The sequence below is a fragment of the Terriglobales bacterium genome (genome assembly GCA_035457425.1).
Taxonomy (GTDB): domain Bacteria; phylum Acidobacteriota; class Terriglobia; order Terriglobales; family Acidobacteriaceae; genus JACPNR01.
The window spans coordinates 1-13321 of the sequence record DATIBR010000115.1 but is presented as its reverse complement, the minus strand read 5'-3'; the positions used below and the strand labels follow the sequence as shown (position 1 = coordinate 13321).

Sequence of the window (13321 nt, the reverse complement as noted above, 5' to 3'; positions counted from 1 at the left end):
ATGCCACCCAGGGGGCCGCTTCCTGGGCCGCCGGCCACCAGAAGAACGTCGCCATCGCGGTCGGCGCAGTCGTCCTGCTCGCTGCTGTCCTGGCAGGAGGATGGTACTACTTTGACCGCCAGAACGAGCAGGCCAGCCTCGCCTTGGGCAAGGCGGTCCGCACCTTCCAGAGCCAACTGCGCGCCCCCGGCTCCCCGGAACGGCCTCGCATCCTGACCTTCGAGTCGGCTGAGGCGCGCGGCAAGCAGGCACAGAAGGAGTTCCTGGAAGTCGCCGAGCGGTACCCGCACACGCGCACTGCCGAAGTCGCTCGCTTCCTGGCCGGAGTCGCCGCCATCGACGCCGGCGACAAGGCCACCGCCGAACGTGAGCTGAAAGCCGCGGCGGATTCGCGCCGTGAAGATTTGGCCGCTCTGGCCAAGATGGCCCTAGCCGCCTTCTACCATTCGGGCGGCCGCGACGCCGACGCGCTCGCCCTCTACGACCAGCTCATCGCCCATCCCACCGCCAGCGTCTCCAAGACAGCTGCTCTGCTTGCGAAGGCAGAGATGCTGGAAGCCAAGCAGCCCGCCGAAGCTGCCAAGGTTTACCAGCAGATCAAGACCGAGGACCCCAACGGGCCCATCGGCCGCCTGGCGCAGGATCGGCTCACCAACCCGAGAAAATAGGGCTTTGCCAGCTGCACCACGATCGGTGCGGCAAACCCTGCGTCGCCCGCGGCATCTTTCCAGACGTTGAGCGAATGCTCGGCGATTTCCAGGAGGGGTTCATGCGCAGCTTTCTTGTCGGACTAGGGATCGGCATCGGTTTGGGTGTCCTGTTCGCGCCCATGAGTGGCGAGGAAACCCGCAGCAATATCCGCGAACGGGCCAATGACCTTGCGGATCAGGCTCGCGACACGTACGAACAGGGCCGCGAGCGCGTCCGCACGGGCGTCGCTTCCATCCGTGACATGGCGCAGCGCGCCACCGGCACCACCGGAGCGCCTGCTTTTACCGGCGAAGCCGGCGAAAACAACGTCTGATCGACCCCTTGCGAAGGGGTTTACCACGGAGCGCCGGGCCTGCCAGGCCCGGCGCTCTTTTTCTTTGACAGCCCTCGACGGCCACATGCTATAGTCCCATGCATTGGCACTCGGCTTTTAAAGGCTTGTGCCATCCTCCCCAGGAAACGTACCCTCCCTCCGCTTTGCCAATTTGGAATTGTGTCTGAGCCCTAGATTGGGGGAGAGGCAGAGGAATGCGTAAGCAAGACGGATTTTCGCTCATCGAACTGTTGATCGTCGTTGCGATCATTCTCGTGATCGCGGCCATCGCCATCCCGAACCTGCTGATGGCGCGCAAGGCCGCCAACGAGAGTTCGGCGGTGGCTTCGCTGCGCACCATCAACACCGGCGAGACCAGCATGATGATCACCCGCGGCGTTTTCACCTGCACCCTCATGGACCTGGGCCCTGCCGCCAACGGCGGCATGGGGTACGTGGACGAAGGCGTCTCGCGCGCCCAGGGCGCCCCGCCTTGCAACAACCCGAAGAGCGGCTACTGCTTCACCCCAGCGGTCTTTGCCAATACCTGCCAGCCCGACCCCAAGCCCGTGCCCGCGCCCCCGGCCGCTCCCATGCGCAACTACAGCTGGGGCGCCGATCCCAGCGCTCCCGGCGTCACCGGCATCAATGCCTGGTGCACCAATGAGTCCATGACCATCTACCGGGACGCCACCGTGACGACGACCACCAACGGCAGCAGCGCGGTTTGCGCCAGCGCCAACCCGCCCGTTCCCATCATGTAGGGCGCTGCGCTCCGCGGCTCTTCTACCGGCGGTGTCGCGTTGACACCCCCGCCCGAAAGCCGCTATTCTTTTTCTTTGCCCCTTGAAGCGCCTGGGTTGTAGTGTGCTCCCGGAACCGGGCGGCCCGCGCGGGAAGTCCCTGTTGTTATGTTCATCCGTGTCCGAGACTTAGAGGCCGAGGCTCTTTCGTTCGATCGGGAGTTTCGTCCCGGGACCATCGACTTGGGCGCGGAAATGCGCGCGCTTGGTCCGCTGCGGGTCACGGGCCGCGCCGATCTGATCGAGGAGCGCACCCACGGGGTCAAGGAAACGATCAAGGACATCCGCGTGACCGGTCATTTCTCCGGCACGGTGCAGATCCAGTGCGCTCGCTGCCTGGAAAACATGACGCGAGACCTGGCGGCCGAGTTCGACCTGCTCTATCGCCCGCTGGCCGCGGTCGAGCGCGATGATCAGCTCGCCATCTCGGAGGCCGACACCGAGGTCGGGTTCTACAAGGGCGAGGGTTTGCAACTCGAGGACGTGCTGCGGGAGCAGCTGCTCCTCGCGGTTCCGGTCAAGGCAGTATGCCGGGAAGAGTGCCGCGGTCTCTGCCCGCAGTGCGGGCAGAACCTGAATGAAGGCAAGTGCGCCTGCGGCCCGGCGCCTTCCGACCCGCGCTGGAACGCGTTGCGCGAATTGCGCGGGAAATAGTCTCATACTTTCTGCCGGGCTGACCGGCGACAGAGGTCTTTATGGCGAATCCGAAACGGCGACACTCCAAGGCGCGCACCTCCCGGCGCCGGGCTCACGACTTCCTCACGGCGCGCTCGCTCTCCGAGTGCCCCAACTGCCACGAGCGCAAGCTCCCGCATCGCGCTTGCCCCAAGTGCGGCCACTACAAAGGCCGCGAAGTGTTCGAAGTCGAGACCAAGTAAGCTTCGCGGAACGCGTTGCCGACCGTCATCAGTCTCGATGCCATGGGCTCGGACCGGGCGCCTAAGCCGGAAGTCGAGGGCGCTATTCTGGCCGCCCGGCACTTTGGCCTGCACGTCATCCTGGTGGGCCGCGAAGACGTGCTGCGCGCCGAACTGGCGCACCACCCGTCCGCCGCCGACCTTCCCATCACCATCGCGCACGCCACCGAAGTCATCGGCATGCACGAGAAGGCGGCGACCGCGGTCCGCTCCAAGCGCGACTCCACCATGCGCGTCGGCTTGCGCCTGGTGCGCGAGGGCACGGCCGCCGGCTTCGTCACCGCCGGCAACACCGGCGCCGCCATGGCGACCGCCAAGATGGTCCTCGGCGCCCTTCCCAAGGTCGACCGTCCCGGCCTCGCCGCCGTCTTCCCGACCGCCGTCCACGGCAAGGCCTGCATCCTCATCGACGTCGGCGCGAACGTCGACTCCAAAGCGCACAACCTCGAGCAGTTCGCCATCATGGGCGAGATCTATTACCGCACGATCTTCGCCACCCCGCGCCCCTCGGTCGGCCTGCTCTCCATCGGTGAGGAAGAATCCAAGGGCAACGAGCTCACGCGCGAGGCGTATCCGCTGCTCAAGGCGCTGCCGCTCAATTTCGTCGGCAACGTGGAAGGCCGCGACCTCTACAACGGCAAGGTCGACGTTATCGTCTGCGATGGCTTCGTCGGCAACGTCGCGCTGAAGATCTCCGAAGGCATGGTCGAGACGGTCCGCCACCTGCTCAAGCAGTCGCTCAACGCCACGCTCAGCTCCCAGGTCGGCGCGCTGCTCTCCCGCCGCGCCTTCGCCGACTTCAAGAAGCGGCTGGACTACTCGGAGTACGGCGGCGCTCCGCTGCTCGGCGTAAAAGGCGTGTGCATCATCACCCACGGCTCCTCGAACTCCAACGCCATCAAGAACGCCCTCCGCGTCGCGGCCGAATTCGCCACTGGCGGCACCAACCAGGCCATCGAGAAGGAGCTCGCCGCGCTCCATGCCCGCCACACCGAGCCGGTGCAGACATGAGCCACCAGCACACCACCGCATTCCTCTTCCCGGGCCAGGGCTCCCAATCCGTCGGGATGGGCCGTGAGCTCGCCGCCATGTACCCGGTCGCGCAGGAGACCTTCGACGAGGCCGACGCCGCGCTCGGTTACAAGCTTTCCCAGCTCTGCTTCGAAGGTCCGGAAGACAAGCTCAAGCTCACCGAGGTCACGCAGCCTGCCATCCTCACCGTTTCGGTCGCCGCTTATCGTGTGCTGCGCGAGAAGGGTATCGAGCCGCTGTACGTCGCCGGACACTCGCTCGGCGAATACTCCGCGCACGTCGCGGCCGGCACGCTGACCTTCTCCGACGCGGTGCGCATCGTCCGCAACCGCGGCCGGTACATGCAGGACGCCGTGCCCGTCGGGCAGGGCGCGATGGCTGCCATCCTCGCGCTGTCGCTCGCGGAGGTCGAGAAGGTCTGCGCCGAAGCCGCGCAGGGCGAAGTCGTCTCGCCCGCCAACATCAACTCGCCGGGCCAGATCGTCATCTCCGGCGCCAAGGGTGCGGTCGAGCGCGCGGCCGAGCTGGCCAAGCAGCGCGGCGCCAAGCGTGCCGTCATGCTTCCCGTGAGCGCCCCGTTCCACTGCGCGCTGATGCAGCCCGCGCAGGACCGCCTCGCCGCCGACCTGAAAGCGGCCACCTTCCATCCGATGAATCACCCGCTCGTCACCAACGTCGATGCCGAGCTCACGACCTCGCCCGAGAAGGCGCGTGACGCGCTCACCCGCCAGGTCACCGGCGCTGTCCGCTGGACCGACAGCATGAACGCTCTCACCGCGAAGGGCGTCGACACATTCGTGGAAGTCGGGCCGGGCTCCGTGCTGTGCGGATTGATGCGACAGATCGACCGCTCCAGGACCTGCCTGAACGCGGAGAATGAGACGTCATTGCAGAAGGTCGTGAATCACTTCGAAGGCGCTTCGCTGGCGCAGCGCTAGCGCGCGAACAAGCTTCCGCACTGCAGCTGCAGATGGCTTGGGGCCACTCCCAGCGTGCGGTCCTTCTTCTCCACCCAGATGTACGCCGGCTCCGGCCGCCCATTCACCGTGACGCGCACGATCACACCCGTGCCCGTCCGCGCCGCGCAGTCCACGTGGTGGCTCCGGATCACGCCCCAGTCCCCACTCGGGCCCCAGTCCAGATAGAACTGGCCGTAGGGATACTGCGCGTACTTCTGCGGGTGCGACTTCCACTCCGGATCGGCGGTGAAGATGGCGAACGCGCGCTCGTAATCCTTCTGCTCCAGTTGGACGAAGAACTGATCCACCGTGCGCTCGTACGTCCAGTTACGCAGGAACCACGCCGCCGCCAGCAGGACGATCACGATCGTGATCCCTGCCCACACCAGCAGGATGCGGCGCTTGGCGCGCTTCTCGTCGTATTCCGGAGCGTTCAGTAGCGACATGGTCAGAGCGTCCGCTTGAACAGCAGCACCACGCCGGTCAGCGTGATGGCCGTGAACACCGAAAGATACAATATGTCGCCCCAGATTGCAGCCAGCCCGGCCTCTTTCAGCAGCAGCGCCTTGAAGGCGTGCACCGCGTACGTGAACGGGTCGAGCCACGCGATCACCTTCAGCCAGCCGGGAAATGCCTTGATCGGATAGATGGCGCCCGAGGGAAAGAACAGCAGCGTGTTCAAGATGCCGAAGATGGCGCGCGGCACCAGCGGGTCGTCCACCCTCACCATGATGAGGAACATCATGCTCACGAACGCCAGCGAGGTGAGCACGATCATCAGCATCAGCAGCAGGAGCGTCACCGGGTGGAACGTCGCTCCCACCCCCGAGATCAGCGACCCGATGATGGTGAGCACGACGCCCGCGCCCACCGCCTTCAGCGTGCCCGCCACCGTCAGCCCGAACACCAGCTCCAGCTTGGTGATGGGCGTGACGAGAAATCCTTCGTGGATGCCGCGCGCCTTGTCGTCGATGTACAGCATGCCGCCGCCGATCATCACGCTCACGAACATCGCCAGCGCGATCGACCCCGGCAACAGGTACTTCATGTACTCGATGTAGGGATACAGCTCCACGATCTCGAGCGCGGTCTTCTGCAGCAGCCGCGGCTCGACGTCCGGCTCATTGATCGCCTGCGTCAGCTGCGCGAGCTTCTCGGTGAGCGTCGACGTCATGAAGTTGTCGGTGTTGTCCACGATGAGCGCGATGCGCGGCCGGTTCTTCTCGTACACCCGCTGCGAGTACTGCGGCGGGATCACCACCGCGCCGTCCAGCTTGCCGTTCCGCACGTCCTCCATCGCCTGCTTATCGCTGGTGTAGAGCTCCGGCGTCACCGTCTTGGCAGTGGAGCGGATGGCATCGAACGCCTGCCGGATCTTCAGCGCCTGCGGCCCGCCGTCCTGGTCCACGATGGCCACGTGGGCGTCCTGGATCTTCCCCCCGAACGCGTTCCCCAGCACGATGAGCTGCACCAGCGGGAACACCATCGACGCCATCATCAGCGCCGGCGAGCGGAAGAACCGCCGCAGCTCGCGCTCCACGATGGCCATCATCCGCATCGCGCTACCTCATCTCCCCGCCGAACAGCATGCCGGTGTAAGCGTGCGCCTTCACCGTCTCGTCGCGCAGGCCGCGGCCGGTGTAGTGCACGAAGACGTCGTCGAGCGTCGTGTTCTGCACCGAGAGCGACTTGATCTTCACCTGCTCCGCTACCGCCATGGACACCAGTTCCGTCGTCGTCAGCGAGCCTTCGTCCGAGAGGATGCGGTACATGTTGTTACCTTCCGGTTGCAGCGACCGCACGTCGCTCAGCTTCTTCAGCCGCTCCTCGAACCCCGCCGGCACCTCGGCGAACTGCACCTCGATCACGTTCGACCCCGGCACGCTCGCCTTGAGCTTGGGCGGCGTGTCCAGCGCCACCAGGTGCCCGTGGTCCACGATCGCGATGCGGTCGCACAGCCGGTCCGCCTCGTCCATGTAGTGCGTCGTGATCAGCACCGTCAGCCCGCGCTTCTGCTTGATGTCCATCAGCATCTCCCACACGTTCACGCGCGAGACGGGATCGAGCCCGGTCGTGGGCTCGTCGAGGAAGAAGATCTTCGGCTGGTGCACCAGCCCGCGCGCGATCTCCAGCCGCCTCCGCATGCCGCCGGAGAGCGTCTTGGTCTGCGCGTCGCGCCACTTCGTCAGGTCCACCAGCTCCAGCAGCTCCGCGATCGAGCGCTCTCGCTCCGCCGTCGGCACGCCGTAGAGCTTCGCGTAGATCCCGAGGTTCTCGCCCACCGTCAGGTCCAGGTCGCTGGTCATCGCCTGCGGGATCACGCCCATCAGCCGCCGCGCCTCGTCCGGCTGCTTCTGCACGTCGTGGCCGCCGATGCGCGCCGTCCCGCTGGTGATCTCGATCAGCGTCGTCATCATGCGGATCAGGGTGGACTTGCCCGCGCCGTTCGGCCCCAGCAGCCCGAAGATCTCGCCCTCGCGCACGTCGAACGACACGTCGTCGACCGCGGTGAACTCACCGTACTTCTTGGTGATGTGCTCCACTTCGATCGTCTTCGGCCGCTCCGCGTACTGCTCGTACGCGCCCGCGCCATTCTTGAGGACGGTGTTCACTTCGCTTCCAGCTTGGCCTTCGGCACCAGCACCTCCGCCGTCATGCCCGGCGTATACCGGCCGGCGGGGTTGTCGATCAGCAGCTTCAGACCGATCGCCTTGATGTCGCGCTTCGAGCGGCTCACGTCGCGCTGCGTCGCGAAGTCCGCCTCCGCCTGTTTCAGGATGACTTTTCCCGGGATCTCGGCGCCGGAAGGCAGCCGCACCGTCAGCGTGTCGCCGATCTGGATGCGGTCGGCATAGGTCTCCGGGATCGCCGCGCGCACCCACGTCTGCGTGTAATCCACGATCGTCACGATGGGCGCGCCCGCCATCACCACCTCGCCCTGCCGCGCCACCCGCACCGAGACCGTGCCCGTGACCGGCGAAACCACCTTTGTGTAGCCCAGCCGCGTCTCCGCCTCGCTCGCCTGCGCGCGCGTCGCCGCCACCGTGCTCTGGGCCGCCTGCGACTGGTGCGTCTGCGCCACCGCCGTCTTCACCGCCGCGTCGGCCGCGCGCACCCCATCCTGCGCCGCGCTCACCCGCGCCTGCGCCGCCTTCATCTCCGCTTCCGACTGGTCCTTCTGCTGCTGCGACGCCACGCCTTCCTTCGCCAGCGCCACGATCCGCACGTTGTCCGTGCGCACCCGCTCCAGTTGCGCCTCCGCCTCCGCCAGGTCCGACCGCGCCGCCTGCGCCCTCGCCTGCGCGTTCACCACGTCGCTGGAGGTGGTGCCGCGCGTCAGCTGCTCGGTCGCCCGCGTCTCCGCCACCCTTGCCGTAGCCGCCTGCACCTGGGCGCTCAACTCCGCTGTGTCCAGCTCCGCGACCAGGTCCCCCGCCTTCACCGCGCTGCCCTCGTCCACCGCCAGCCGCTCGATCCGGCCGGGGATCTTCGCGCTCACCACCACCTGGTTCGCGTCCACCGTGCCGATCAGCACCAGGTCGCTCGAGTGCGGCACGAAGAACCAGTAGTACAGCGCCGCCAGCACTAGCACGACGCCCAGGACCATTCCCAACTTGTTGCGTGCGCTCACCGCTTCTTGCCTTTCTCTGGGGATTTCGGGGCCCGCGCCTCGGCCGGGGGCTCGCAGGCCAGCGCGGCATTCAGGACGTCGAGCACCGCTGCCCGCCGCGCCGCGATGCGCTCCGCCGCCAGCGGGTCCGCGTCCATCATCGTGCGCAGGAAGTTCACGCTCGCGAAGTAGAAGACGTTCATCGCGACCATCGAGAAGATGAAGTTCTGCGGATCGACCGACCGCACCTCGCCGCGCGCGATGCCTTCGCGGAACGTCTCCACCAGCCGCCGCTGCAGCGGCCGGAAGTACTGCGTCACGATGCGCTCGATGTGCGGCGAGATCTGCCGCCCGCCCCGGATCATCTCCCCCAGGAACACCTTGGGATAGATCGGAGACTCTGCGATGTAGTCGAAGTGCGCCGCCGCGTACGCCAGGATCTTCTCTCGCGGCGGCAGCTCCTGGTCGAGCACGCTCGTCACGCGCGCCACCAGCCCGCGGAACACGTGGTCGAGCACCGCCCCGTACAGCGCCTCTTTGTCCTGGTAGTAGTAGTAGAGCAGCGCCTTGTTCACGCCGGCCGCGCGCGCGATCGCGTCGGTGCGCGCCCCCGCCACTCCCTCGGTGGCGAATTCGTGCAGCGCCGCCTTCAGGATGGCGTCGCGCGTGGCCTCCGGGTTCCCCCGCGGCCCGGGCTTCGACGATCTCGGTTTGGAAGTCTTGCCCATGGGATGCCGGAGCAGCTCGCGTTAATTAACCGGTTAGTTAGATTAATCGCGCGCGCGCCAGGCTGCAAGTCTTTTGTGGGATCCAGGGCCGGGCAGCGCCTGGGTGAGCCCGGAGCGAGCGCTGGTCCGCGCGAGCGCAGGGCGAGGGACGACGCAGCCGAACTGCGCGGGGACCGCGAGGCGAGTCGCGTTGCGGCGACCCTCGAAATCAATCAGTGCGCTTCGCCGTCGCCCGGGTTCTCGTCCGGCGTGTCGACCTTCTGCGCCACCACGTTCTGTCGCTGCGGCGAGGGCGCCGGCGGCAGGAAGTCTTCCCCTTCGTGCCCGCGGAGGGCCACCTTCATGAACTCGATCCACATCGGCAGCGCGGCGTGTCCGCCGGTCTCCTGCTTGCCCAGGTTCTTCTTCTCGTCGAACCCCATCCAGATGCCGCAGGTGATCGAGGGCGAGAACCCGATGAACCACGCGTCGGTGAAGTCGTTCGTGGTGCCGGTCTTCCCTCCCAGCGGCGTCTTGAGCGAATTCGCCGCCGCGCCGGTGCCTCGCAGCACCACCTCGCGCAGCATGCTCGTCATGGTGCGCGCCGTCTCCGCGCCGATCACGTCGCGCACTTCGGGATAGTTCTCTTCCAGCACGTGGCCTTCGTAGTCCGTCACGCGCCGGATGTAGCGCGGCGCCACGCGCACGCCGTCGTTGGGGAAGGTGGTGAACGCCGAGGTCTGCTCGATGAGCGTGACCTCCGCCGAACCGAGCGCGACCGGCAGGTACGGCGGGATCTTCGACGTGATCCCGAACCGCTTCGCGTACTCGATCACCGTGTTGATCCCGACCTTCTCCGCCAGCTTCAGCGCCGGGATGTTGCGCGACTGCGCCAGCGCCCGCCGCAGCGTGATGTTCCCCTCGAAGCGATTGTCGTAGTTGTGCGGCGCGTATGGGCCCGACGCCGTGCTGAACACCGTCGGCGCATCCAGGATCACGTCGTCCGGCGTCGCGCCGGCTTCGATCGCCGCGGTGTAGACGAACGGCTTGAACGCCGATCCGACCTGGCGCAGCGCCTGCGTCGCGCGGTTGAACTTCGACTCGTCGAAATCCCTTCCCCCGACCATCGCCTTGATGTCGCCGGTGGCGTTGTCGAGCGCCACCAGTCCGCCCTGCGTCCCCGAATCCTGTTCCAGCGCGACCTTGGCGGTGCCGTCGGGCGCCAGCGACAACACCTTCACGTAGGCGATGTCGCCGGCCGCCAGCGCTTCATTCGGCGCCCGCTTGCCGGTCCACGCTATTTCTTCCTTCCCGATCGCCGCGGTGTAGCGTCCGAACTTCACCGCCGCGCTCGCCGGCCCGGCGTCGAGCACCAGCGCGTGCACGTAGCTCCCCGGCGCGATCGCCTGGATCCAGTCCGGGTGCTCGTATTCCGCGAGCGTCTGGCCTTCTTTCACCACGTTGCGCAGCTTGCCCTTCCAGCCGTGGCGGCGCTCGTAGGCCGCCAGGCCGTCGAGCAAGGCCTTGTTCGCGGCTTCCTGCATCTCCAGGTTGAGCGACGTGTACACGCGCAGCCCGCCCTGGTGCACCTGGTCGGAACCGTATTTCCTCTCCAGGTAGCGGCGGACCTCCTCGGCAAAGTACGGCGCGATCGAGGCCTCCGCCGGCTGCAGGTTCAGCTTCAGCGGCATGTTCTTCGCGCGCGCCGCTTCCTCGGCGGTGATCTTGCCGTCCTCCATCATGCTGTTGATGACCAGGTTCCGGCGCTTCAGCGCGCGCTCCGGACGAGTGATGGGCGAGTAATCCCCCGGCCCTTTCGGCAGCGCCGCCAGCACCGCCGCCTCCTCCAGCGTCAGGTCCTTGGCTTTCTTGCCGAAGTAGTACTGCGCGCCCGCCTCGAAGCCGTAGACGCCGTGGCCGAGGTAGATCTGGTTGGCGTACATCGTGAAGATCTGCGGCTTGGTGAAGCGCCGCTCGATCTGGATGGCCAGCATCAGCTCCTGGATCTTGCGGTGGAAGCTGCGCTCCGACGACAGGAAGAGGTTGCGCGAGAGCTGCATCGTGAGCGTGGAAGCGCCCTGCGCGCGGCTGCGCGATCGCACGTCGTGCCAGAGCGCGCCGAAGACGCGCGAGAAATCCACGCCCCAGTGCGATTCGAACTCCTTGTCTTCCGTGGAGATCACCGCGTCGCGCAGGATGCGCGGAAAATCCTCGTACGAGGCGATCACGCGCCGCTGCAGCGCGAACGACCCGATCACCCGCCCGTGGTCGTCGTACAACTCCGTGATCGCGCTCGGCCGGTAGCGCTCCAGCTCGCTGACCTGCGGCAGGTCCGTGGAGTACACCAGGAACAGCCCGGTCGCGGCGCCGACGGTGACCGCTGCCAGCACCAGCAGGCCGAACACCACGCGCCCAACGTACTTCTTGCCTCCCACCTGGAAGGCCGGCAATTCCGCGATCAGACGATTCATTCCAACGACTTGGAGAGCAGAGCTGGAGCTAACAGTACCATGTGCCGGCGCGCCGCACGCCGCCTAGGTACCAAAAGAAAAATGCGCGGGCGCGCCGCGCATCCTCTCAGTGGAACTACCTAGGCTTTCTGCTGTTTCAGGACCTCGACCGCCCGCTTCAGCTGCTCATCCTCCTGCGGAGGCTTCGCGGCCTGCGGGGGAGGCGCCGTGCTGCTGTCCTCGTCGAGCGCGTCCAGCGCATCTTCCTTGTCGGCCACCAGGATGTTCGGCGTGACCGCTGCGTCCTGGATCGCCTTCCCGCTCGGCGTGTAGTACTTCGCGACGCTCAGGATCAGCGCCGAGCCGTCCTGCACCTCGATGATCTTCTGGATCGACCCGACGCCGAAGGTCTTGTCGCCGACCACGTCGCCGCGCGCGTTCTCCAGGATGGAGGCGGCCACGATCTCCGCCGGGCCCGCCGTTCCGCGGTTCACCAGCACCACCAGCGGCAGCTTCGTCATCGCCTTCGCCGGGTCCGCCGTGAACGTCTCGCGCGGATACTTCTGCCCCTGCACGTACGCGATCGTCCCGTGGTCGAGGAACAGGTTCGCGACCGCGACGCCTTCCGACTGCTCGCCCTCGGCGGAATTCCGCAGGTCGAGGATCAGCTTCTTCGCCCCGCCATGCTGCAGCCGCTTGATGTCGCCGGCGATCTCCTGCGCCTTCCCTTTGGTCAGCGCCTCCGCCTTGATGTACCCGATGCCGTCGTCGAGCATCTTCTCGCTCACCGGCGGCGGGTTCACGATGTCGCGCGTGACCACGATCTTGCTCGGCTCCGCCCGCCGCGCCCGCACGATGGAGAGCGCCACGTTCGAGCCCTGCTGCCCGCTCAACAGCGTCCGCAGCTCCGCCAGCGACATCTCGCGCGTCGACCGCCCGTCGATCGCCTCGATGATGTCCCCGGCTTCCACGCCGGCCTTCGCCGCCGGCCCGTTCGGCAGCACCGAGATGATCGCGCCATACCCGAAGCGCTTCGAGACGGCCGCGCCGATGCCGGCCTTGCCATCGTTCTTGTGTTCCTTGAACTGCTTGTACTCGGTCGGATTCAGGTAGCTGGAGTTGGCGTCGAGCGCTTCGAGCAGGCCGTGCAGCGCGCCGTCGGTGACCTGCGCCACGTTCGGCTCCTCCACGTACTCGCTGCGCACGCGCGACAGCACTTCGCTGTACACGCCCAACTGCCGGTACGCGCCTTCATTGCTCGCCGCCCGCACTCCCAGCCCGCCGGCGACCACGAAGATCACCACCAGCGCCGAAAGCCCTAACAGGACCGCCTTGATCGATTTCGCCATGGATATTCCGAAGACTTCTTTCCGAGGGGATTACCGCCGATTATACCTTCGTTTAGATGCGGCAGCTCGGGATTGGATAGCGTCCTAAGGTCCTAGCGGTAGAGGCGTTGCTGGACGGCGTAGATGAGCTGGCCGGCGGCCTTGGAGGAGATGCGGCCGGCGGCGAGCGAGAGGGTGGTCCAGTGGAGCATCTTCATGGGATCGCGGAAGTCGGGGAGCGGCTCGCCCGCGGCGATGGCGCGCTCGACCAGGCGGCGCTGGCGCCTGGGGTCGTGGAAGTAGCAGAACTTCTGGTGGCGCATGGCGGGCGAGCCGCAACGAGCTCCGTTGGGAAAAGGCCGTCCCTCAAGCGGGACGCCCACCTTATCTAGGCGAGGCGCGGCCCGGTGCCGGTGTCGCCCGCGGCTTCGGCGGAGTGGTGGCGGACGTCGGCGCCCTTGATCCAGAAGATGACGTCTTCGGCGATGTTG

The 13321-nt window shown here is 66.7% G+C and carries 15 protein-coding genes; 7 read left to right on the top strand and 8 right to left on the bottom strand.

What is annotated here, in order from left to right; translation table 11 throughout:
* From VLA96_08560 to fabD, 7 genes are all read left to right on the top strand, one after another.
* On the top strand, positions 1-668 hold a 668-nt coding region (locus VLA96_08560; protein HSE49242.1), incomplete at its 5' end, for a tetratricopeptide repeat protein.
* A 74-nt stretch (positions 669-742) separates the two neighbouring features.
* The gene (locus VLA96_08555; protein HSE49241.1) at positions 743-1024 is read left to right on the top strand and encodes a YtxH domain-containing protein; all 282 of its coding nucleotides are present in this window, start codon (positions 743-745) and stop codon (positions 1022-1024) included.
* 215 nt (positions 1025-1239) lie between these two features.
* Positions 1240-1788, top strand: coding sequence for a prepilin-type N-terminal cleavage/methylation domain-containing protein (locus VLA96_08550; protein HSE49240.1), 549 nt, complete (start codon positions 1240-1242; stop codon positions 1786-1788).
* 147 nt (positions 1789-1935) lie between these two features.
* On the top strand, positions 1936-2481 hold the full coding sequence (locus tag VLA96_08545; GenBank protein HSE49239.1) for a DUF177 domain-containing protein: 546 nt from the start codon (positions 1936-1938) through the stop codon (positions 2479-2481).
* 41 nt (positions 2482-2522) lie between these two features.
* Positions 2523-2705, top strand: a complete 183-nt coding sequence (gene rpmF / locus VLA96_08540; GenBank protein ID HSE49238.1) for a 50S ribosomal protein L32 — start codon at positions 2523-2525, stop codon at positions 2703-2705.
* Between the two features lie 15 nt (positions 2706-2720).
* Entirely contained in the window at positions 2721-3755 is a 1035-nt protein-coding gene (gene plsX, locus VLA96_08535) for a phosphate acyltransferase PlsX (GenBank protein ID HSE49237.1), read from the top strand.
* Entirely contained in the window at positions 3752-4714 is a 963-nt protein-coding gene (gene fabD / locus VLA96_08530; GenBank protein HSE49236.1) for an ACP S-malonyltransferase, read from the top strand. The genes plsX and fabD overlap by 4 nt, the downstream gene beginning before the upstream one ends.
* Here the strand turns inward: fabD and VLA96_08525 are convergent.
* The 8 genes from VLA96_08525 to VLA96_08490 all read right to left on the bottom strand — a co-directional run bounded on the left by VLA96_08525 (position 4711) and on the right by VLA96_08490 (position 13153).
* Positions 4711-5181: a hypothetical protein gene (locus VLA96_08525; GenBank protein HSE49235.1), complete on the bottom strand. Its 471-nt coding sequence runs from the start codon at positions 5179-5181 to the stop codon at positions 4711-4713. The two genes, fabD and VLA96_08525, sit on opposite strands and share 4 nt — an antisense overlap.
* 2 nt (positions 5182-5183) lie before the next feature.
* On the bottom strand, positions 5184-6293 hold the full coding sequence (locus tag VLA96_08520; GenBank protein HSE49234.1) for an ABC transporter permease: 1110 nt from the start codon (positions 6291-6293) through the stop codon (positions 5184-5186).
* 4 nt (positions 6294-6297) lie between these two features.
* On the bottom strand, positions 6298-7347 hold the full coding sequence (locus VLA96_08515; protein HSE49233.1) for an ATP-binding cassette domain-containing protein: 1050 nt from the start codon (positions 7345-7347) through the stop codon (positions 6298-6300).
* The gene (locus VLA96_08510; GenBank protein HSE49232.1) at positions 7344-8366 is read right to left on the bottom strand and encodes an efflux RND transporter periplasmic adaptor subunit; all 1023 of its coding nucleotides are present in this window, start codon (positions 8364-8366) and stop codon (positions 7344-7346) included. Before VLA96_08510 ends, VLA96_08515 begins: the two co-directional genes overlap by 4 nt.
* Positions 8363-9073, bottom strand: a complete 711-nt coding sequence (locus VLA96_08505) for a TetR family transcriptional regulator (GenBank protein ID HSE49231.1) — start codon at positions 9071-9073, stop codon at positions 8363-8365. The genes VLA96_08510 and VLA96_08505 overlap by 4 nt, the downstream gene beginning before the upstream one ends.
* Before the next feature lie 212 nt (positions 9074-9285).
* Positions 9286-11523, bottom strand: a complete 2238-nt coding sequence (locus tag VLA96_08500; GenBank protein HSE49230.1) for a PBP1A family penicillin-binding protein — start codon at positions 11521-11523, stop codon at positions 9286-9288.
* Between the two features lie 119 nt (positions 11524-11642).
* Complete coding sequence (locus VLA96_08495) at positions 11643-12851, bottom strand: S41 family peptidase (GenBank protein ID HSE49229.1); 1209 nt, start codon at positions 12849-12851, stop codon at positions 11643-11645.
* 92 nt (positions 12852-12943) lie between these two features.
* Positions 12944-13153 (bottom strand): hypothetical protein, encoded by a 210-nt coding sequence (locus VLA96_08490; protein HSE49228.1) that lies wholly within the window; start codon positions 13151-13153, stop codon positions 12944-12946.
* Positions 13154-13321 lie beyond the last annotated feature (168 nt).